Origin of the sequence: Ideonella azotifigens, from assembly GCF_021043325.1 — a bacterium.
Classification (GTDB): Bacteria; Pseudomonadota; Gammaproteobacteria; order Burkholderiales; family Burkholderiaceae_C; genus Ideonella; species Ideonella azotifigens.
Window position 1 is genome coordinate 67,418 of record NZ_JAJNKD010000002.1, and the last position, 20,482, is coordinate 87,899.

The window sequence follows — 20,482 nt, forward strand, 5'->3', positions numbered from 1 at the left end:
CGCGTTCAGCCCAGCCAGGCCAGCAGCGCCAGCCACAGCGGCGCGGTGCCCACGAAGGCAAGCGTGGACAGCACGTTGACCGCGGTGGTCTCGGCTTCCAGCGTGCGGTAGCGCTGGGCGAACATCATCGAATTGCTGCCGGCCGGCAAGGCCGCCAGCAGCACCAGCACCGCCAGCGGCGTACCGGTCAGGCCAAAGCCCCAGTGGGCGACGCCCAGCACCAGCGCAGGCTGCAGCCCCAGCTTCAGCGCGCTGACGGCGATGGCGCCATCCAGGCGCTTGGGCAGGCCCAGGTAGGCCAGTGACATGCCGATCAGCGTCAGGCACAGCGGTACCACGGCCGAGCCCAGCATGCGCAGCACTTCGTCGACCGCTTCGGGCAGCGGCCAGCCGATGAGGTTCCAGGCCAGGCCAGCCAGCACCGGCAGCACGACCGGGTGGATCACCGCGTTGCGCAGCGTGCCCAGCAGCACATGGCCGAGGTGCGCGTCGGGTGCAGCGTGGGCACGCGCCAGGTCCAGTTCGACCAGCGTGGTGCAGACCAGCAGCAGGATCAGCGCATGCACGCTGACCAGCGTCAAATGCAGGCCCAGGCCAGCTTCGCCGAGCACGCCGGCGGCCAGCGGAATGCCGATCTGCACCGAGTTGCCGAAGGTCACGGTGACGGCCCGCACCGCGGGCGCCGCAACGGCCTGGTCGCTGCGGTCGCGCCGGGCGCGCTGCACGCCGTAGACGGCCAGCATCAGCCCGGTCACCGGCACGAAAAACGCGGCCAGCATGGCCCAGGGCAGGTGCGCCAGGTCCACCCGCGCGGTGGTGCGAAAGAACAGCGCAGGCGCGAACAGGTAGAAGGCCGCGGCGGACAGGATGCGCGCCGGATCGTTGTCGGCCGTGCCTTCGCCCAGCCAGCGCAGGCGCCCCACGATCCAGCCCAGCGCCACCACCAGCACGATGGCCAGCAGCTTGTAGAGGATCGCCAGCGTCATGCCGCCGGCGTCATGCCTTGGCGGCGGCCTTCTTCGCCGGCGGCTTGGCTGCGCGCGGCTCGAACTCGAAGCTGACCTTGCCTTCCTTCTTGTCGTAGGCCAGGAAGGCCTTGAACTTGCGGCGGGTCTTGTTCGAGACGAAGTTCTCCAGCAGGTCGGTCTTGCCGGTCGTCAGCAGCTTGTGCACCTGCTCGCGCGCGACCGGCTGGGTCAGGATGACCTTGCCGGTCTTGAAGTCGCAGGTCACCGGCGCGCTGACCGCGTGTTCGCAGACATAGTTGCTGCCGTGCTCATAGACCTTGCCCTGGCACTTCGGGCAGGAACCCAGCGGCTCCTGGTCGCTGAAGTCCACCGCTTCGCCTTCTTCGGCCGCCTTGGCGTCTTCACCGAAGTCGAACTCCAGCTTCCAGTTCTTGGTCTCGTCGTCGAAGGCCAGCTTCAGCTCGGCAGTGAACGGCCAGCCGGCCTTGGAGCGGAAGCCTTCCAGCGGGCCGATCTTCTTGTCGGCCAGGAACTGCTCGACCTCGGCCAGCTCGAAGCTGCGGCCACCGGGGATCTTGGTGATGGAGAAACCGCAGCCTTCGCTGTCACCAGAGGCACCTGTGCAGGTGAAGCGGCGGTAGTTTTCCTTCACCACGCCGCCGCAGTTCGGGCACGGCGTCTTCAGCGTCGCATAGTCGCCAGGAATCGTGTCGCGGTCGTATTCCTTGGCCTTCTTGACGATGCGCTCGGCCATGTCGGCAATCGCCTTCATGAACTGTTCGCGCGAGAGCTTGCCCTGCTCCATCTCGGCCAGCTGGAACTCCCAGTTGCCGGTCAGCTCGGGCTTGGTCAGGTCTTCCACGCCCAGGCCGCGCAGCAGCGTCATCAGCTGGAAGGCCTTGGCGGTGGGCACCAGCTCGCGGCCTTCGCGCAGCATGTACTTCTCCAGGATCAGGCCTTCGATGGTCTGCGCGCGCGTGGCTGGCGTGCCCAGGCCCTTCTCGGCCATGGCCTCGCGCAACTCGTCGTCGTCGATCATCTTGCCTGCCCCTTCCATCGCGCTCAGCAGCGTGGCCTCGGTGTAGCGCGCCGGCGGCTTGGTGCGCAGCGCGACGACGTTCACGCCTTCGTTGCTGACCGTCTCGCCCGGCTGCACCGCGACCAGGTTGGCGTCCTCGTCCTGGGCTTCCTTGCCATAGACGGCCAGCCAGCCCGGGTTCACCAGCACCTTGCCGTTGGTCTGGAACGCATGCTCGGGGCCGGCGGCGGTCTTGACCTTGGTGATGCGGGTCGTGACCATGTATTCGGCCGCCGGATAGAAGACCGCGAGGAAGCGCTTGACGACCATGTCGTAGAGCTTGGCCTCGGCTTCGGTCAGCGCCTTGGGGGCCTGCAGCGTCGGGATGATGGCGAAGTGGTCCGAGACCTTGGTGTTGTCGAACACGCGCTTGAGCGGCTTGACGTAGCCTTCCTTCAGACCCTTCTTCGCATGCTGGGCCAGCGCCTGCAGCGGGCCCGGCAGGTCCTCGGTGGCGATCATCTCGAAGGTCTGCTTGACCACCGGCACATAGTCCTCGGGCAGGTAGCGCGAGTCGGTCCGCGGGTAGGTCAACACCTTGTGCTTTTCATACAGCGCCTGCGCCAGGCCCAGCGTGGTCTTGGCGCTGAAGCCGAAGCGCGAGTTGGCCTCGCGCTGCAGCGTGGTCAAATCGTACAGGCCCGGGCTGCTCTGGGTGCTGGGCTTGGCTTCCTCGGTGACCACGCCGGGCTGGCCGCGCACCGCATCGGCAATCGCCCTGGCCTCGGCTTCGTTCCAGAGCCGGTCAGGCCGGCGGTCGGACACGGGAATGTCGGCCAACGCGCCGCCACCGGCAGGGTCGTCCTTCTTGTACTTGGGGTCGAACCACTTGCCCTCGTAGTCGCCCGCAGCAGCGCCGAAGCCGGCCTTGATTTCCCAGTAGTCGCGCGCCACGTGCTTGCGGATCTTCTCTTCGCGCTCCACCACGATGGACAGCGTGGGCGTCTGCACCCGGCCGACCGTCGTCAGGAAGAAGCCGCCGTCGCGCGAGTTGAAGGCCGTCATCGCGCGGGTGCCGTTGATGCCCACCAGCCAGTCGGCCTCGGAGCGGCTGCGTGCGGCGTCGGCCAGACCCATCATCTGCTGGTCGCTGCGCAGCTTGTCGAAGCCGTCGCGGATGGCTTGCGGCGTCATGCTCTGCAGCCACAGGCGCTGGATGGGCTTGTTGATCGGCGCCTTGGCAGTGCCGGCGTATTGCACGATGAGCCGGAAGATCAGCTCGCCCTCGCGGCCCGCGTCGCATGCGTTGATCAGCGAGGTCACGTCCTTGCGCTTGACCAGCTTGACGACGGCCTGCAGCCGCGCCTTGGCCTTGTCGATCGGAGCGAGGTCGAAGTGCGGCGGCACGACAGGCAGGTTGGCAAAGCTCCACTTGCCACGCTTGACGTCGTATTCCTCAGGCGCCTTGATCTCCACCAGGTGGCCGACCGCCGAGGTGACGACGTACTGCTCGTTCTCGAAGTGGTCGGCGGCTTTTTCGAACTTGCCGGAGACCGGCGTCAACGCGCGCACGATGTCCTGCGCGACGCTGGGCTTTTCCGCAATGATCAGTGACTTGCTCATGTGTTCTTCGATTTCCACTCGGGCCGGATTCGGCCATGCCTACAATCCGGCGACTCGCGCGCCTGTGTGTACATGCGTATGCACGTGTACACGCGCGCACGCCCATGATTCCAATGTACCCAATGAAGCCACGCACGCAAGCCAAGCCCGCCAACAACCCTGCCGCCAAGCCGAAGGGCCGCTCGCAAACGGCCGCGAAGGCGACGGCAGGGCCCTCCGCGAAGAGCAGCGGCAGGCGCATCCAGGTGCGCCGCAGTGGCGTGCATGGCAAAGGGGTCTTCGCGCTGCAGCCCATTGAACCGGGCGAGCGCCTGATCGAATACACCGGCCAGGTGATCGACTGGCCAGAGGCGCTGCGCCGCCACCCGCACGACCCGTCCAACCCCGAGCACACCTTCTACTTCCAGATCGAAGGCGGCAACGTGATCGACGCGCTGTACGGCGGCAATGCCGCGCGCTGGATCAACCATGCCTGCGATCCGAACTGCGAGGCCGACGAGCAGGATGGCCGCGTCTTCATCAAGGCCTTGCGGCCGATCGCGCCCGGCGAGGAACTGTTCTACGACTACGGCCTCACCATTGACGAGCGCTACACCCCGAAGCTGAAAAAACGCTACGAATGCCGCTGCGGCGCAGCCGATTGCCGTGGCACGATGCTGAGCCCGAAGACGCGCCAGAAGGCGTCCCGCCCATGAACGACGCCCCGCTGATTCCGCCGCCTCCTGCGCCCAACCCGGCCGACCGCCACAGCCTGTGGGGCATCCACGCGCTGTGGGAACAGCTGCTGCCGATGCTGCCTGAGCTGTCGATCGAGGTGGTGGACCACATCGAGTCGACCAACCAGGCGCTGATGGACCGGCTGCGCCACGCCGCACTGAAGGCCCAGGGCCGCGAGCTGCGGGCAGATGACCTGGCGCCTTCGCTGCTGGTGGCCGTGCAGCAGACCCAGGGCAAGGGCCGGCTGGGCCGCAGCTGGGAATCGGCACCGGGCAGTTCCCTCACCTTCTCGCTCAGCCTGCCGATCCACCGCGCCGACTGGTCAGGCCTGTCGCTGGCAGTGGGCGTGGCAGCGGCCGAGGCGCTGGACCCGAACGGCCACGAGATCGGCCTGAAGTGGCCGAACGACCTGTGGCGCGTGGACGGCCCGGGCCGTGGCCGCAAGCTGGGTGGCGTGCTGATCGAGGCCTTGCAGGTCGGCGAACAGCGCTTCGCGGTGATCGGCATCGGCATCAACCTGCGGCCGCTGCACCTGCCGCAAAACGTGCAGGAAGCGATTGCCTCGGTCAGCGAATTCGAGCCGGACCTCTCGGCCCCGCAGGCACTGGCGCGCATCTGCCCCAGGCTGGCGCAACGCCTGCAGGACTTCGAGCGCGGCGGTTTCGCCGGCATCGCCGCCGCCTATGCGCAGCGCGACCTGCTGCGCGGCCATGCGGTGACGACCACCGATGCGGCATGCCCCGAAGGCGAATCGCTGGGCGTGGCGGAGGACGGCGCGCTGCTGGTGCGCTGCAACGGCGAAGTGCAGCGCATCGTCAGCGGCGAAGTCAGCGTGCGCCCGCTGGCCGCCGCGCCGCGCTGAGCGGCCGCCCCGGCGATGTTGCGCTGGCTGCTGGTCCTGCTTGTCGTGGCCAACCTGGCCGTCTGGGCCTGGACCCAACCGGTGATTGCCGAGAAGCTGGGCCTGCACGCACTGGACCCGCAGCGCGAGCCCGAGCGGCTGGCGCGCCAGGTCAATGCACAGGCGCTGCAGCTGTTGTCCAACGGCGCGGCCTCGGCCCCGGCACCCGCTGCGTCAACGGCGCCCGAAACGATTGCTGCGTCAGCGGCAACCATCGCCAGCGAACCGGCCAGCGCCAATGCGGTGTCGACTGCCGCGGCGGGCGCTGCCTGCCTGCAGGCCGGCCCGCTGAGCGACCAGGCCTATGGCGAGATGACGCGCCAGCTGCAGCAGCTCGGGCTGCGCAGCGACGGCTGGGTCGACATCCGACGCGAGCTGCCCGGCCGCTGGGCGGTCTACATGGGCCGCTTTGCCGACGCCGACGCGCTGCAGAAGAAACTGGAGGAAGTGCGCCGGCTGCGGCTGCCGCACGAGGAACTGGTCAACCACGCGACGCTGAGCCCGGGGCTGACGCTGGGCCAGTTCAACAGCCAGGCAGAAGCCGAGGGCCGGTTGAACCAGCTGCAGCAGCGCGGCGTGCGCACTGCGCGCGTGGTCGCGCTGATCGAACCCGTCGTGCAGCACCAGCTGCGCGTGGAGACGCTGACGGCCGAGCAGGTCGGCAAGCTCAAGACCCAGAAGGCGGCGACGCCCTGGAGCGCTTGCGCGCCGGCTTGAGCCGCTGCCCAAGCGCCTGCAGCAAGAGCAGCGCCGCGAGCGCCGCCAGCTCGAAACCGTCCAACGAACCGCCACCGGCCGAAGAACTGCCGGCGCTGTTGCCGGTGCCGCCACTGGTCGCGCCGTCTTCGCTGGTCGCGGCCTCGCGGTCCTGGCCCAGTGCCACCGCGGCGCGCAGCTCGCTGGTGTCGATCTGCACCGCGGCCCAGTTCGGCGCCTGGTAGGCCTGTGATTGGGTGGTGAGCTGGGCGTAGCGCAACGCCTGGTCGGCATCCAGGATGCCGGCGCCGCAGGTCGCGGTGGAGCAAACGCAGCGGCCCGGATTGGCCGCGCTGCAGACGGCCATCAGCGCCGAGCCCACGTGTGGCCGGGCGCTCGCGCTCAGGCCTTGCAGCAGGCCGGCCGCGTCCAGGCCGGGTGCCAGCGACAGCATCTGCGCCGCCACGCCCGCCACCACCGGCGCGGCAAAGCTGGTGCCGGTGTGCCGGCCGTAGCCGGGCAGGCCAGGCGTGGTGCTGCCGCCGTTGCCCAGCGTCAGCAGGCCGCCGTCGGTCAGCAGTGGGCCCCAACGGCCGCTCGTGTCGTCGCCGCCCACGGTGGCCAGCGCCAGCGCGCTGCCGAAGTTGGAATAGCTGGCCTTGAAGCCGTCGCGGTTCAGCGCGGCCACGCCCAGCACATGCTGGCAGTTGGCTGGCCGGCTGGGGCTGGCGTGGTCGTTGCCCCCGGCCGCGACCACCAGCACGCCCAGCGCCCAGAGTTCGTCGATGGCGCTTTGGTAGGCCGCGTTGCAGGCCGAAGCACCGCCGAAGCTGATGTTGACGACACGCGCTGGCGTCGGGTTGACCGGCGCCCATTCGGCGCAACCGCTGGCCATGTTGCCATCGGTCCAGCGTTTGCAGACCTGCAGGCCAGCGGCCCAGCGCATGCCGTCGACGATGTCGCTGACGGTCGCGCCGCACTTGCCGGCCACGCGCACCGGCAGGATGCGCACGCCCCAGTTCAGCCCGGCCACGCCCAGCGCGTTGTTGCTGCTCGCGGCAATGATGCCGGTCACCGTCGTGCCGTGCCAGCTGCTGCCTTGCAGGCTGCAGCTGCCAAAGCGGCCGGCGTCGGCCGATTGGTCCGCGCTGTCCACCCAGTCGCCTGGGTCGGACGGGTCGGCGTCGCGACCGTCGCCGTCATTGGCGTAACCGCGGCCGGCGCTGGCGTCCCAGTCCGAAACCATGTCGTAGCCAGGCAGCAAGCGGGCGCTGTCGAATTCGGGATGGGCCGTGAGGCCGGTGTCCAGCACCGCCACCACCGGGCCGGCGTCGCCGGTGCTGCGCGACCAGGCGGTCTGCACGCCCGGCACGCCGCGCAGCCGGGCACTGAGCGGCAGGCTGTTGCTGCCGCTGACGGGCTGCAGCCACCACTGCTGGTCCTGGCCGCCGAACAAAGGATCGTCCGGCATGGTCAACTCGGCCTGCAGCCGCGGCTCCAGGGTGTCCGGCACGACCCAGGCGACCTCCGGCCGGGCGGCCAGCGAGGTTTGCCAGCGCGCCAGCGTGGCCGCGTCAGGCGGCGTGTCCCAGCGCAGGCGCTGCGCCGCGCGGCCCACCGGCTGCAGGCTGGGCGCACTGCCCTGTCGCGTCAGCCCGGTTGCGCCCATCAGCCTGGCCCAGCGCAGGCCATCGGCGCGCTTGAGTTCGGCCGCGCTCGGTCCGCCAGCCGAGTTGGCGACCTGGGCATCCGGCACGTCCAGCATCGCCTGGTGCGCAGGCGCGTCGCGCAACTGCACGATCAGACCGCGCACCGGCAGCGCCGTATTGGCGGCTTGCGCCCCGGCAGACAAACCCATCAGCAGCAGCCCGGCCAGGGCCCAGCCCGCCGCACAGCGTCGACTTCCACTCATGCACAACCCCGACATCGTGTTTTTTGACAGATGTCGGGATATCGGCCGGCCGCGGCCAAAACAAAGGGGCGGCGCGACCTGCCCGGCCACGCCGCCCCTGAAGGCTTGTATTTCGTGAGTTCAGCCGCGGGTGCGGCGGCGCGGCAGGCCCAGGCCGATCAGCAGCAGCAGCGCTGCCCAGATCGGCGAGCCGGCAGCGCCGCCACCGCCGCCACCCGACGAGCTGGCCTTGGCAAAGGTCACTGTGCGGGTGGTGGTGCCTGTGAGGCCATTGCTGTCCGTCACCGTCAGCTGCACCGTGGCAGAACCCACCGCATTGCCCTGCAGGTCCACCTGGAGGCCGGTGCTGCCCTGCAGTGTGGCGATGGTCGAACCACCGACCAGCGACCAGGCATATGACACGATGGTCGCGTTGCCGGCGGCTGTCGAGCCGACTCCGTTCAGCGTCACCGCGTCACCCACCTCGGGGCTGCTGATGTCCGCGGCAATCGCCGCCGTGGGCGCCACGGCCGACACCGCCAGGGTCTGCGCCGCCGAAGCGGAAGCGCCCGAGCTGTCGGTCACGGTCAGCTGGACGGTGGTTTCACCTTCGTCCAATGCCGTCAGCGTCACGCTGGCATTGGTCGAGGTGGTGGCCTGGGCCCGGGCGCGACCGGTCGCCGAAGCGATGCTGGCCGACCCATCGGTAACTTGCCACAGATAGCTGGCAATCGAACGGCCAGCAGGCACCAACGTCCCGTTGGCCGTCAGTGTCACGGTCGAGCCCATCGCTGCCGAGACCTCGGATGGGAGCACCACTGGCACAGGGCGCGAACTCGCGTTCTGGGCGGCCAGCACGGCGGCGCCTGCGTCCAGCATGCCAGCGCCGCAAGTGCCGGTCGTGCAGGCGCACTCGGTCTGCTCGGTCGAGGTCGGCTGGGTGCAGGCTGCCACGCCGCTTTCAGTGGCCGTCGGGAAAGTCCGGGCCGAACTGCGGATCAGCGAGCGGATGGCTGCCGGCGTCAGGCTGGGGTTGATGGACACCATCAAGGCCGCAGTGCCGGCCACCAGCGGTGCCGAGAAGCTGGTGCCAAGCGCGTAGTTGTACGCGTCCGAATAGGTGTTGGTGCCCGGCCCCTGGGTACCCGAATTGGTCGTGCTCAGCATCGAATACAGGCAGGCGCCGGACGCGTTGACGCAGTTGCCAGCGGGCGCCGCGATGGAGACTTCCGGTCCCAGGTCCGAGAAGCCGGACTTGGTGCCGGCGTGTCGCAGGCCGGCGACGGCGATCACGCCCGCGCAGTTGGCTGGCGTGCCGACGGCGAGGCCGTCGTTGCCGGCAGCGACCACGATGGTCGCGCCCTTTGCAGTGACGTCAGCAATCGCGTCCTCATAGGCGGCCGTGCAACTGCCGGAGCTGCCGAGGCTCATGTTGATCACCTTGGCAGGGTGCGTGTTGTCCGCCACACCGCTGACCGAGATGCCTGCTGCCCAGCGCATCGCGTCGATGATGTCGGAGTCATAGCCGCCACACTTGCCCAGCACGCGCAGCGGCAACAGCAGCACGTTCGGCGCCATGCCGGCCATGCCGGTCGAATTGTTGGTCGCTGCGCCGATCAGGCCGGCCGTCTGCGTGCCGTGCCAGGAGCTGGTTTCGGCGCCGCAGCCCTTGAAGGTGCCGGAAGCGTCTTCCGCCGAGGTGATCCAGTCGCCAGGGTCGCTGGGGTCGCTGTCGCGGCCGTCGCCGTCATTGCCCGTGGCCGCGTCGCTGACGAAGTCGTAGCCGCTCAGCAGCTTGCCGGCAAAGTCCGGGTGGTCCGGGCGCACCCCGGTGTCCAGCACGGCCACGACCACGCTGCTGCTGCCCTGCGTGAGCGCCCAGGCGTTTTCGGCGTTGACCGCGGATTTGACGCTGCTGTCCGGCGCGTGCAGGTACCACTGCCCGGCGGCCAGAGAATTGACGTTGGCCGGCAGGCCGCTGGGGTACAGCGGGTCGTTCGGTGCAGCCAGCGCGCTGCGGCGACCGTCCACCACGGCCCATTCGACCTCCGAATCCGCCGCCAGCCTGGCCGCCAGCGCAGCGCTGCCCAGCGCGCTCGAGGTCATGATCTGCATGCGCTCGCTCATGACCCTGCCGTCAGCGAGCGAGGCAATGCCAAGGCGAGTGGCCAGCGTGGACGCGGCCTGCGGGCCGGCCTTGGCCGTCGCGCTGGCCGACAGGATGCCGCTGCGCGCCAGCACGCTGGCGCCGCTCTTGAACTTGACGATCACCCGGCCGGTGTCGGCCAGCGCTGCCGCGCCGACGCCGCGCGGCACACCCTGCTCGGCCGCGCGGGCCGGCAGCGTCGCCACCGCCGCCAGCAGCACCGCCGCGGAGCAGGCCAGCCAGGCCTTGTGTGTCCAGTTCGTCCAACCCGTGTGGTTCATGGCAGTCATCCGGCAAAGGGCAGCAGCGTGCCGCGGCAAAAGAGGGTGAAGTCTAGACGTTTCGAAGTAAACGACTCGTTGCTGATTGCGTCTACGGCGCCCACAAAAAAACCCCTCGCAAGGGGCTTTTTGACTTACAGCCGACATCATCGACGCAAGGCGGACCGCGGGGCCAGCGCCGGGCCGCTCCCAAGCGGCCCCGCTACCCGCCCGGCGGGTGGCTTCGCGTATTCGCGAAGCCGGGTGCTCAAGCCACCACGCGGACCATTTCGAGGCACTTGTTCGAGTAGCCCCATTCGTTGTCGTACCAGGCCACGACCTTGACGAAGGTCTTGTCCAGCGCAATGCCGGCGTCGGCATCGAAGACCGAGGTCATCGGCTCGCCGCGGAAGTCGGTCGAGACGACCTTGTCCTCGGTGTAGCCGAGCACGCCCTTCATCGCGCCTTGCGACGCGGCCTTCATCGCGTTGCAGATGTCTTCGTAGCTGGCTTCCTTGACCAGCTCGACGGTCAGGTCGATCACCGAGACGTCCGAGGTCGGCACGCGGAAGGACATGCCGGTCAGCTTCTTGTTCAGCTCGGGGATCACCACGCCCACGGCCTTGGCAGCGCCAGTGCTGGAAGGAATGATGTTTTCCAGGATGCCGCGGCCACCGCGCCAGTCCTTGTTCGACGGGCCGTCCACGGTCTTCTGCGTGGCGGTGGTGGCATGCACCGTGGTCATCAGGCCGCGCTTGATGCCGAAGCTATCGTTCAGCACCTTGGCGACCGGCGCCAGGCAGTTCGTCGTGCACGAGGCGTTCGAGATGATGGCCTGGCCGGCGTAGGTCTTGTCGTTGACGCCGTAGACGAACATCGGCGTGTCGTCCTTCGAAGGTGCCGACAGGATGACCTTCTTCGCGCCGGCCTTCAGGTGTGCCTCGGCGGTTTCCTTGGTCAGGAACAGGCCGGTGGATTCGATGATGACGTCGGCACCGACCTCGTCCCACTTCAGTTCGGCCGGGTTCTTCACCGCAGTCAGGCGGATCTTCTTGCCGTTGACGATCAGCGTGTTGCCGTCGACCGCGACCTCGCCCTTGAAGCGGCCGTGCACGCTGTCGTGCTTCAGCATGTAGGCCAGATAGTCGGGTTCGAGCAGATCGTTGATGGCAACGATTTCGATGTCACTGGCGAAGTTCTGCACCGCAGCGCGGAACACCATGCGGCCGATGCGGCCGAAGCCGTTGATACCTACCTTGATGGTCATGAGATGCCTCTTGATCTGAGTTGTGAAGAAGTGAACGTGAACGCAATGGGCAGCCCACCCCTGCCGGCTCGGGCAGGGGATGCTGCCGGTGTCACTTGCCCAGCACCTTGCGCACCGTCAGCGCAAGGTTGTCGGCGGTGAAGCCGAACAGCTTGAACAGCACGCCGGCCGGGGCGGATTCGCCGAAGCGGTCCAGGCCGACAACCGCGGCGCAGCCGTATTTCCACCATCCGTCGGTCACGCCGGCTTCGACGGCGATGCGCGGCAGCTTGGCCGGCAGCACCGAGAGCTTGTAGGCCATGGGCTGGCGGTCGAAGACGGTGGTGGACGGCATCGAGACCACACGCACCGCGATCTTGGCCTTGGCCAGCTCGGCCTGCGCGGCCATCGCCAGCTGCACTTCGGAGCCGGTGGCGATGATGACGGCCTGGGCGGCCTTCTTCATGCCGATGTCTGACGGCTCGGACAGCACATAGGCGCCCTGGGTGATGACGTCGGCGTCGACCTTCTGCGTGTACTGCAGGTTCTGGCGCGACAGCAGCAGCGCGCTCGGGCGGTGCTTGTTGGCCAGCGCCATGGTCCAGGCGACGGCGGTTTCCATCGTGTCGGCCGGGCGCCAGACGTCCAGGTTGGGGATCAGGCGCAGGCTGGCGGCGTGTTCGACCGACTGATGCGTCGGGCCGTCTTCGCCCAGGCCGATGGAGTCGTGGGTGAACACGTGCACCACGCGCAGCTTCATCAGCGCGGCCATGCGGATGGCGTTGCGGCTGTAGTCGCTGAAGGTCAGGAAGGTGCCGCCGTAGGGGATGTAGCCACCGTGCAGCGCCACGCCGTTCATGATCGCGGCCATGCCGAACTCACGCACGCCGTAGTTGATGTGGCGGCCCAGCTGGCCGGCTTCGTTGCGCGCCGGCTGGCCGTCCTTGCCAAAGCGCAGCGCGGGCGTGCTCTTGGTGTTGGTGAGGTTGGAGCCGGTCAGGTCGGCCGAGCCGCCCAGCAGTTCAGGCAATGCGGCGGTGAAGAATTCCAGCGCGATCTGGCTGGCCTTGCGGCTGGCCACGGTTTCGGCCTTGTCGTGGGCGGAGGCGACGGCGTCGACCGCGGTCTCGGCGAAGTTCTCCGGCAGCTCGCCGGCCATGCGGCGGGTGAACTCTGCCGCGGCTTCGGGGTAGGCGGTGGCGTAGGCCGCGAAACGCGCATCCCAGACGGCGTTGGCAGCAGCACCGGTTTCGGTGGCGTCCCAGGCGGCGCGCACGTCTTCGGGCACGCTGAAGGGCTCGTGGGGCCAACCCAGCGCTTCGCGGGTCAGCTTGATCTCGTCGCCGCCCAGCGGTTCGCCGTGGGCCTTGGCGGTGCCGGCGCGGTTGGGCGAGCCCTTGCCGATGGCGGTCTTGCAGATGACCAGCGTGGGCTTGTCGCTGCTGGCCTTGGCAGTGGCAATCGCCTTGTCGACCGCGCCGACGTCATGGCCGTCCACCGGGCCGACGACGTTCCAGCCGCAGGCCTTGAAGCGCTGGGCGGTGTTGTCGATGAACCAGGGCGCGACCGGGCCGTCGATCGAGATGCCGTTGTCGTCGTACAGCGCGACCAGCTTGTTCAGCTTCCAGGCGCCGGCCAAGGCCACGGCTTCATGGCTGATGCCTTCCATCAGGCAGCCATCACCCATGAAGACATAGGTGTGGTGGTCGACGATTTTCAGCTCGTCCTTGTTGAACTCGGCCGCCAGCAGCTTCTCGGCCAGCGCCATGCCCACCGCGTTGGTGATGCCCTGGCCCAGCGGGCCGGTGGTGGTTTCCACGCCTGGCGTCACGTCGACTTCCGGGTGGCCCGGGGTCAGGCTGTGCAGCTGGCGGAAGTTCTTCAGCTCTTCGATGGACAGCGCGTAGCCGGTCAGGTTCAGCAGCGCGTACAGCAGCATCGAGCCGTGGCCGTTGGACAGCACGAAGCGGTCGCGGTCGGCCCACTTCGGCGCCTTCGGGTTGTGCTTCAGGTGGCGGCCCCACAGGGCCTGGGCCATCTCGGCCATGCCCATCGGCGCGCCGGGGTGGCCGGAATTGGCCTGCTGCACCGCGTCCATCGCCAGCGCGCGGATCGCGTTGGCCATCTGGGGGTGCTCGGTACGGGCGCTGACGGGGGAGGTGTCGAGGGGCATGCTGGGTCCGTGTCGGGGGAAGGGCCGGGAAAATGCGAGGAGCGCCGGTATCAGCGGCGGGCCGCCTGGCGCCTTGGTGAGCGCGCTGATGGGCCTGTAAACGACGCGCTGGACTCCCGGATCTGTCGGGAGCGCCGAGCCGTGCAGCGGTGGATTTTAGCGGGGCCGGATAATCCCGACCCCATGCACGGCCTGCACCTGACCGCCGACCTGCGCGGCTGCCCCGCCAGCGCAGCCGCGATGACCGATCCCGACACCCTGCGCGCGCATTGCCGCGCCGCGGTGCTGGCGGCCGGTCTGCAGCCGGTCGGCGAGCTGTTCCACCGCTTCACGCCACTGCCGGAAAGCACGGCACCGCCTGGTGTCACCGGCGTGGTGCTGCTGGCCGAATCCCACCTCGCGGTGCACACCTGGCCCGAACTCGGCGCGGTGACGCTGGACGTCTACGTCTGCAACCTCGGGCAGGACAACAGCGCCCGCGCCGAGGCCTTGATGGCGGCGTTGATCGTGGTGTTCCAGCCGGCGCAGCAGGCGCTGCAACGCCTGCACCGAGGCGACGCCCGCTGACGCACAAGGCGCAAGTGCGCCGTCGTCCGACACGCGCGGGCCTGTTGGCCGCCTAGACTGGCGGATGGTGGCGCAGCAGTCAGGCGCCGGCTTCCCAATTGCGCTTCAGGAGTTGCCATGACGCTTTCGCCCCGTACCGCCTTCCGCCAGCTGCTGCCGCTGGCCTTGAGCGGCCTGTTCGCCGTGCAAGGCAGCGCGGCCCTGGCCGCCCAGGCCGAGGCCAGCTTCGACTTCGGCCAGTCCCACCCCTACCTCGGCTTTGGCGCGCAGGTCTGGCTGAACGACAACAAGCCCGAGCAAAGCACGCAGATGCTGCGCGACCTGCATGCGCGCTACGTGCGGGTGGGCCTGGCACCGAAGATCCTGCTGAATCAGCTGCGCCCCGGCATGTCGGTGCAGGATGCGCTGACGCTGATCAAGGCCAACGACAGCGAACAGCAGCGCCAGCGACTGACGCGTTTCGGCGAGCAGATGAAGCAGCTGGGCATCCAGATCCACCTGATCTTCTGGCGCATGCCCGAGCCCTGGGCCCGTTACGACACACAGCGCAAGAGCGGCTCCAAGGACCGCTCGACCTTTGCGGACCCGGCGCGGGTGGCGGACTACGCCAACCTGGTCACCGCGCAAATGGTCTACCTGCGCGGCCTGGGCATCACGGCCGACGCGGTGGAGCTGACCAACGAACCGCACGGCGCCTGGAGCACGCTCTACACCCGCGAGGACTATGCACGCCTGGTGCAGGCGGCCAGGGCCGCGATGCAGCAGAACGGCCTGGGCGAGGTCAAGATCGCCGGGCCGGGCGTGAACCTGAAGCAGTTCGACCACTACATCGGCGCGCTGCAGCAGGCCAAGGCGACCGACGACCTGGGCTACATCTCGGCCCACGTCTACGAGAACCCCGAGTTGCTCAGCGACCCGCGCCAGCCCGGCATGGCCAGCTTCCTGGGCCGCGGCCATTTCGGGCCCATCGTCATCACCGAATTCGGCGCGCAGGACGGCAAGGCCAAGGTCGGCGCGCGCAGCTTCGCGGTCACCGAGCCGGCCTACGGCCTGAGCGCCATCGCGCAGGCCGGGCTGCTGCTGAACAATGGCGCCAGCGCGCTGATCTACTGGCAGCTGAAGGACTTCAACTGGGGCACGCAAGGCCACGGCCTGCTCAGCGAAGACGGCCAGCGCCGGCCGGTGGCGCAGGCGCTGCAGACCATCGTCGCGCCGCTGCCGGCAGGGGCGAAGATCGCCGCGGTGCAAGGCCGAATGCCCGCCGGCCTGGTGGCCACCGCATTCCAGACCCCGCAAAACAGCTACCTGATGATCAGCAACAGCAGCGACGAACCCCACCAGCTCAATGCCCGCCTGCAGGGCGGCAGCGGCCACTGCGGCAAGATCGCGCAGACGCAGGTCTGGCGGACCGGTGGTGAAGGCGGCGGCGCGGTGAAGGCACCCGAGGTCAGCGACTGCACCGTCAAGGCCGGCATCGGGCCGGGCAGCGCGGTGCTCGTGGTGCTGCAGTGAGTTCGACGGCAAGCGCGCCCCGCGCCCTGATCCTCGCCGCCGGCCGAGGTGAACGCATGCGGCCCCTGACCGATGCCACCCCCAAGCCGCTGCTGCTGGTGCGCGGCAAGCCGCTGATCGAATGGCACCTGGCAGCGCTGGCCGCGGCCGGCGTGCGCGAGGTGGCCATCAACACCGCCTGGCTGGAGGACCAGTTCCCGGCCGCCCTGGGCGACGGCAGCCGCTGGGGCCTCAGGCTGCACTATTCGATGGAAGGCCGTGACCACGGCGGCGCGCTGGAGACCGCCGGCGGCATTGCCAAGGCCTTGCCGCTGCTGGCGCCGCAGGGCAACGAGCCCTTCTGGGTCGTCTCCGGGGACGTGTTCCTGCCCGGCTTTCCGTTCGACGCGGCCGATGCGGCGGCCTTCGCCGCCAGCGCGCTGTCCGCCCAGCTCTGGCTGGTGCCCAACGCGCCGCACCATCCGCGCGGCGACTTCGGCATCAGCCCCGAAGGCCTGGCAGTGGCCGATGCGCCGGAGCGCCACACCTGGGCCAGCGTCGGCCTGTTCCGGCCAGCCATGTTCACCGACATCCCGCCCGGCACCAGGCTGGCGCTGCGACCCAAGCTGGACGCCGCCATCGCAGACGGCCGCGTCGGCGCCCGGTTGTGGCCGGGGCCGTGGACCGATGTTGGCACGATCGAGCGGCTGGACGCGCTGAACCGCTGAGTTTGCGCGGCCGGCACCGGGCCGCCCGGCAGGTGGTCTTGCGTACCCGCGAGACCGGGTGCCCCAGTCACGCTCAGTCCGCCAGCTTGCCGGTGATTTCCTCGATGCGCGCCATCACCTCAGGCGTCAGCTTGTCGGCAATCGCCAGCGCACCCAGGTTGCTCTGCAGCTGCGAGACCTTGGACGCGCCGGTGATCACCGAGCTGACGTGCGGATTTTTCGTCGCCCAGGCGATGGCCAGTTGCGCGGTGGTGCCCCCGAGCTCGGCGGCAATCGGCGCGAGCTGCTGCACCGCGGCGTTCTTGGCGGCATCGGTCAGGCCCTCACGCAGGAAACCCATGTCCTGCAGCGCGCCGCGCGAATCGGCCGGTACGCCGGCGCTGTACTTGCCGGTGAGCAGGCCCGAAGCCAGCGGGCTCCAGGTCGTCAGGCCCAGGCCGATGTCGTCGTAGAGCCGGGCGTACTCATGCTCCACCTTGCGGCGGTGGAACAGGTGGTACTGCGGCTGCTCGACCACCGGCTTGTGCAGGTGATGGCGCTCGGCAATGTCCCAGGCGGCGCGGATCTCGGCCGCGCTCCACTCGCTGGTGCCCCAGTACAGCGCTTTGCCCTGGGTGATCATGTCGCTCATCGCGTGCACGGTCTCCTCGATCGGCGTGTTCGGGTCCGGCCGGTGGCAGTAGACGAGGTCCAGGTGCGCCAGGCCGAAGCGCTGCAGCGAGCCGTCGATGGCCTGCATCAGGTACTTGCGGTTCAGCGTGTTCTTGCGGTTCACCGGCCCATGCTGGCCCGGCAGGCCCCAGAAGAACTTGGTCGAGACGACATAGTCCAGCCGGTTCCAGCCCAGCTTCTTCAGCGCCTGCCCCATCACGGTTTCGCTCTCGCCGGCGGCATAGGCCTCGGCGTTGTCGAAGAAGTTGACGCCGGCATCAAAGGCCGCGGCCATCATCTCGACGGCGGCATTGACATTGACCTGGTTGTGGTACGTGACCCACGAACCCAGCGACAGCTCGCTGACTTGCAGGCCGGCGCGGCCCAGGCGGCGATAACGCATGAGGATCTCCTGATGGATTTGGAATGAGCTGCGCAGCTTATCCAGCCGCGCCAACCTTGTTCACTCCAGTGGCACCGAGAAAAACCGGTAGCCGCCCTCGCCAGCGGTCTTGGTGGCATACATCGCGCGGTCGGCATTGGCCATGATGTCGCTGGCGGTTTCGCCGTCATGCGGGTAGCGGGCGATGCCGATGCTGGCGTCGACCTGCAGCTGCTTGCAGCCGTGCGGCACCGGCAGGCGGATCTCGTCGAGCAGCTTCTCTGCGATCAGGGCCACGTGCAGCGGGTGGGCCGAGGTGTCCAGCAGCACGACGAACTCGTCGCCGCCCAGGCGGGCCACGGTGTCGGCCTGGCGCATCGCGGCGTGCAGCCGCTGGGCGATGATTTGCAGCACCACGTCGCCGGCATCGTGGCCGTGCTGGTCGTTGACCTGCTTGAAGTTGTTCAGGTCGATGAACAGCAGGCAGACCGCTTCGCCATTGCGCCTGGCCTGGGCCAACGCGTGCGCCAGCCGGTCCTGGAACAGCCGGCGGTTCGGCAGGCCGGTCAGCATGTCGTGGTGCGACAGGTGCTCCAGTTCCTGCTGCTTGGTCGTCAGGTCGGCCAGCTGGCGCGTGATCTGCACCTGCATCTGCTGGAAACGGCGCGCCAGCGAACCGATCTCGTCATTGCGGCGCAGCGGCAGGTCGCCCGGCGTCTCGCCGGCCGCGAAACGCCGCGCGGCCTCCGACACGGCATTGATCGGCCGGGTCAGCGCCTGCGCCAGCGCCGCAGCCACCAGCAATGACACCAGCCCCAGCCCCAGCACGATGCGGGTGATGGCCTGGCCCAGCGGCTGCGACTGGGCCAGCACCTGCGCCAGCGGCTGGGCCAGGCCCAGCACCAGCCGGTTCTCGTTGGCCGGGGACTCCAGCGGCAGCGCGACAAAGGCCGCGACCAGACCGGCCTGCGGCGGGCCGCCGGGCTCGGCGTCGCCATCGACATCGAACACCACATGCTCGCTGCGCCCGTTGACCACCGGCGCGGTGGCTGCAAACTCGTCCTGCAGCAGCACGCGGCGGCCGCGGTCGAAGCCGAAGGTCTTGCTGCTGTCGGGATGGATCAGGATGTCGCCGCCGCCATTGGCCAGGTACAGCGCGAAGGCCTCGGGCAGGTCGGCTGCCAGCAGCGCGAACATGCTGTTCAGGTCCACGTTGACGACGACCACGCCAATCGCCTTGCCGGCCGCATCGATCACCGGCATGGCCTGCTGCAGCGCCGGCTGGTCGAAGCCGGCCGCGGTGCCGCTCTCGTGGTTGATGGTGATGCGCGACAGGTAGGTCGCGCCGGCCGGCATCTGCAGGGTTTCGGCGACGTAGGCGTAATGGCCCTTCTCCTGCAGCGCATCGCCCAGCACGCGAACGGGCGATGCGCCGCGGCGGTCCATGCGCACCCGCTCCAGCCCATGCTCGCTGGCGGAAATGAGCCGCAGCTGCAGGTAGGACGGGTTGGCCGTCATCACGCCGCCGAACAGCGAGGCCAGGCGGTCGGCATCGGCCGCGTCGCCGCGCTGCAGCACGGTCAGCGTGGCCGGGTGGTTGACCAGAACCTGCAGGTTGCGCGTGATTTCTTCGCGCGTCTGCGTGATGCGGCGCGCCAGCACCTGGGTGGACGTGAGCAGTTCGTTGCGCGCCGAGACCACCTGCAGGTTGCGGCTGGCCTGGTAGGCGTAGAACCCGGTCAGGCCCGCGGCGCAGAGCCCCACCAGCGCGAGCACCAGCGCCAGCCGGCCGGCGATGCCCAGCCGCAGGCGCGATCGCCGTGGCGGCGCGGTGGCGGACGGTGGCGACGCGGCCGCGCCGAGCCCCGATGGCAGACCCGGCGGCTGCAGCACCGCGGGCGACGCCAGCGCCGCCGTCTCGCTTTGCGGTGACGGGTCTGCCGTCATGGGGCGAGCACCCGGGACGCCCGGTCGCCCGAGACGATGCGCGCCCACAAGGCATTGCGGCGCTCCTCGTTTTCCACGGGCTCCAGCCAAAGCAGCTTGTCGCCCGGCCGCTCCACCGGCGAGGCCTGCACGGTGCAGCCCAGGCCCTGGCGCGTCATCAGCAGGCGCGACGGTTCGGGCTCCAGCAGGTGGTCGATCCAGGCATGGGCCAGCGCCGGGTCGCGTGCGCCACGGGTCACGGCCCAGCAATCCAGCCAGGCCAGTGCGCCTTCCTTCGGAATGACGTAGCCCACGTCCAGCCCGGCCTGCCGCACCAGCTGCAGCTGCTGGCTGCCGTAATTGGCGAACATCAGCCAGGCCTGGCGGCGCTTGAACATGGCCACGGACTCCTCGGGCTGGGTGTAGAACCCGGCCACGTTGCGGCGCAGCGCGATCAGCCTGTCCACCGCCCTGGGCCACTGCGCCTCGCTGAGGTGGAACGGGGTCTTCAGGCCCAGCGCCTGCGCGGCCAGCGAGAAGTTGTGCGAGCCGTCGTTGTAGGCCAGCACCCTGCCCTGGTAGCGCTCGTCCCACAGCGCGGTGATGGAGCTGGGCGGGTCCAGCACGCGCACCCGGTCATAGATCAGGCCCATCTCGGCATAGGCATAGGGCACGCCGTAGAGCCGGCCGCCCTGCACCAGCCCGGGCAGCGAAGCGGCGTCGCGAAAGCGCGGCAACTGGCGGCGGCGGTTGGGCAGCGCGTTGGTGTCCAGCGGCAACACCAGTTCCTGGCGGATGTAGCGCTGCAGCTCGGCAGTGTTGGCGGCAAAGACGTCGAAGTCCTGCGCGTGGTTGTGGGTCAGGCGCTGCCACAGCACGGTATCGGAATCGACCACGCTCACCTCGACCCTGGCGCCGCTGCGCTGCTCGAAGGCTGCGACCACTTCCGGTTCGGCGTAGCCAGGCCATGCCAGCACCCGAAGCTGCCTGCCAGCGGCGCGGACCCGCGGCGACACGGCGGCGCCTAGCACCGCACCCGCCACACAGATCTGCCGACGACTCCACCCGCGCTTCGCCATGTGCACCTCGCCCGCATCC

15 protein-coding genes are annotated in these 20,482 nt (G+C 69.1%); 6 read left to right on the plus strand and 9 right to left on the minus strand.

Going from position 1 to position 20,482, the window contains the following annotated elements:
* Nucleotides 1-5 precede the first annotated feature (5 nt).
* The gene (locus tag LRH25_RS04995; protein ID WP_141289561.1) at nt 6-986 is read right to left on the minus strand and encodes an AEC family transporter; all 981 of its coding nucleotides are present in this window, start codon (nt 984-986) and stop codon (nt 6-8) included.
* 10 nt (nt 987-996) lie between these two features.
* Nucleotides 997-3,609 (minus strand): DNA topoisomerase III, encoded by a 2,613-nt coding sequence (locus LRH25_RS05000; RefSeq protein WP_141289560.1) that lies wholly within the window; start codon nt 3,607-3,609, stop codon nt 997-999.
* Nucleotides 3,610-3,731: 122 nt separating this feature from the next.
* Here LRH25_RS05000 and LRH25_RS05005 point away from each other — a divergent pair, with 122 nt between their 5' ends.
* The 3 genes from LRH25_RS05005 to LRH25_RS05015 are packed head-to-tail and all read left to right on the plus strand — an operon-like array spanning nt 3,732 to nt 5,944.
* Nucleotides 3,732-4,304 (plus strand): SET domain-containing protein, encoded by a 573-nt coding sequence (locus tag LRH25_RS05005; RefSeq protein ID WP_141289559.1) that lies wholly within the window; start codon nt 3,732-3,734, stop codon nt 4,302-4,304.
* Nucleotides 4,301-5,188 carry a biotin--[acetyl-CoA-carboxylase] ligase gene (locus tag LRH25_RS05010; protein ID WP_231010283.1) on the plus strand — a complete coding sequence of 296 codons (888 nt, stop codon included), beginning with the start codon at nt 4,301-4,303 and terminating at the stop codon, nt 5,186-5,188. Before LRH25_RS05005 ends, LRH25_RS05010 begins: the two co-directional genes overlap by 4 nt.
* Before the next feature lie 15 nt (nt 5,189-5,203).
* Nucleotides 5,204-5,944 carry an SPOR domain-containing protein gene (locus tag LRH25_RS05015; protein ID WP_231010284.1) on the plus strand — a complete coding sequence of 247 codons (741 nt, stop codon included), beginning with the start codon at nt 5,204-5,206 and terminating at the stop codon, nt 5,942-5,944.
* On the opposite strand, the gene LRH25_RS05020 is transcribed toward LRH25_RS05015, so the two are convergent.
* From LRH25_RS05020 to tkt, 4 genes are all read right to left on the minus strand, one after another.
* Entirely contained in the window at nt 5,895-7,835 is a 1,941-nt protein-coding gene (locus LRH25_RS05020; protein ID WP_231010285.1) for a S8 family serine peptidase, read from the minus strand. The genes LRH25_RS05015 and LRH25_RS05020 overlap by 50 nt on opposite strands.
* A gap of 120 nt (nt 7,836-7,955) precedes the next feature.
* Complete coding sequence (locus tag LRH25_RS05025) at nt 7,956-10,241, minus strand: S8 family peptidase (RefSeq protein WP_231010286.1); 2,286 nt, start codon at nt 10,239-10,241, stop codon at nt 7,956-7,958.
* A gap of 247 nt (nt 10,242-10,488) precedes the next feature.
* Entirely contained in the window at nt 10,489-11,487 is a 999-nt protein-coding gene (gap, locus tag LRH25_RS05030) for a type I glyceraldehyde-3-phosphate dehydrogenase (RefSeq protein WP_141289115.1), read from the minus strand.
* Nucleotides 11,488-11,578: 91 nt separating this feature from the next.
* Nucleotides 11,579-13,639 (minus strand): transketolase, encoded by a 2,061-nt coding sequence (gene tkt, locus LRH25_RS05035; RefSeq protein WP_141289117.1) that lies wholly within the window; start codon nt 13,637-13,639, stop codon nt 11,579-11,581.
* A gap of 183 nt (nt 13,640-13,822) precedes the next feature.
* Between tkt and speD the strand changes: the two genes are divergently transcribed.
* The 3 genes from speD (at nt 13,823) to murU (ending at nt 16,425) form a co-directional block, all read left to right on the plus strand.
* Entirely contained in the window at nt 13,823-14,206 is a 384-nt protein-coding gene (gene speD / locus LRH25_RS05040; RefSeq protein ID WP_141289119.1) for an adenosylmethionine decarboxylase, read from the plus strand.
* A 117-nt stretch (nt 14,207-14,323) separates the two neighbouring features.
* Nucleotides 14,324-15,718: a glycoside hydrolase gene (locus tag LRH25_RS05045; RefSeq protein ID WP_141289121.1), complete on the plus strand. Its 1,395-nt coding sequence runs from the start codon at nt 14,324-14,326 to the stop codon at nt 15,716-15,718.
* Nucleotides 15,715-16,425 (plus strand): N-acetylmuramate alpha-1-phosphate uridylyltransferase MurU, encoded by a 711-nt coding sequence (gene murU / locus LRH25_RS05050; protein WP_310742409.1) that lies wholly within the window; start codon nt 15,715-15,717, stop codon nt 16,423-16,425. Before LRH25_RS05045 ends, murU begins: the two co-directional genes overlap by 4 nt.
* Before the next feature lie 73 nt (nt 16,426-16,498).
* Here murU and LRH25_RS05055 read toward each other — a convergent pair whose 3' ends face one another.
* From LRH25_RS05055 to LRH25_RS05065, 3 genes are read right to left on the minus strand one after another with little or no spacing between them, the layout of a single operon-like run.
* Nucleotides 16,499-17,479, minus strand: coding sequence for a potassium channel beta subunit family protein (locus LRH25_RS05055; protein ID WP_141291559.1), 981 nt, complete (start codon nt 17,477-17,479; stop codon nt 16,499-16,501).
* A 60-nt stretch (nt 17,480-17,539) separates the two neighbouring features.
* Nucleotides 17,540-19,405, minus strand: a complete 1,866-nt coding sequence (locus tag LRH25_RS05060; protein ID WP_231010288.1) for a diguanylate cyclase domain-containing protein — start codon at nt 19,403-19,405, stop codon at nt 17,540-17,542.
* Nucleotides 19,402-20,361 carry an ABC transporter substrate-binding protein gene (locus tag LRH25_RS05065; RefSeq protein WP_231010289.1) on the minus strand — a complete coding sequence of 320 codons (960 nt, stop codon included), beginning with the start codon at nt 20,359-20,361 and terminating at the stop codon, nt 19,402-19,404. Before LRH25_RS05065 ends, LRH25_RS05060 begins: the two co-directional genes overlap by 4 nt.
* Between the last annotated feature and the right edge of the window lie 121 nt (nt 20,362-20,482).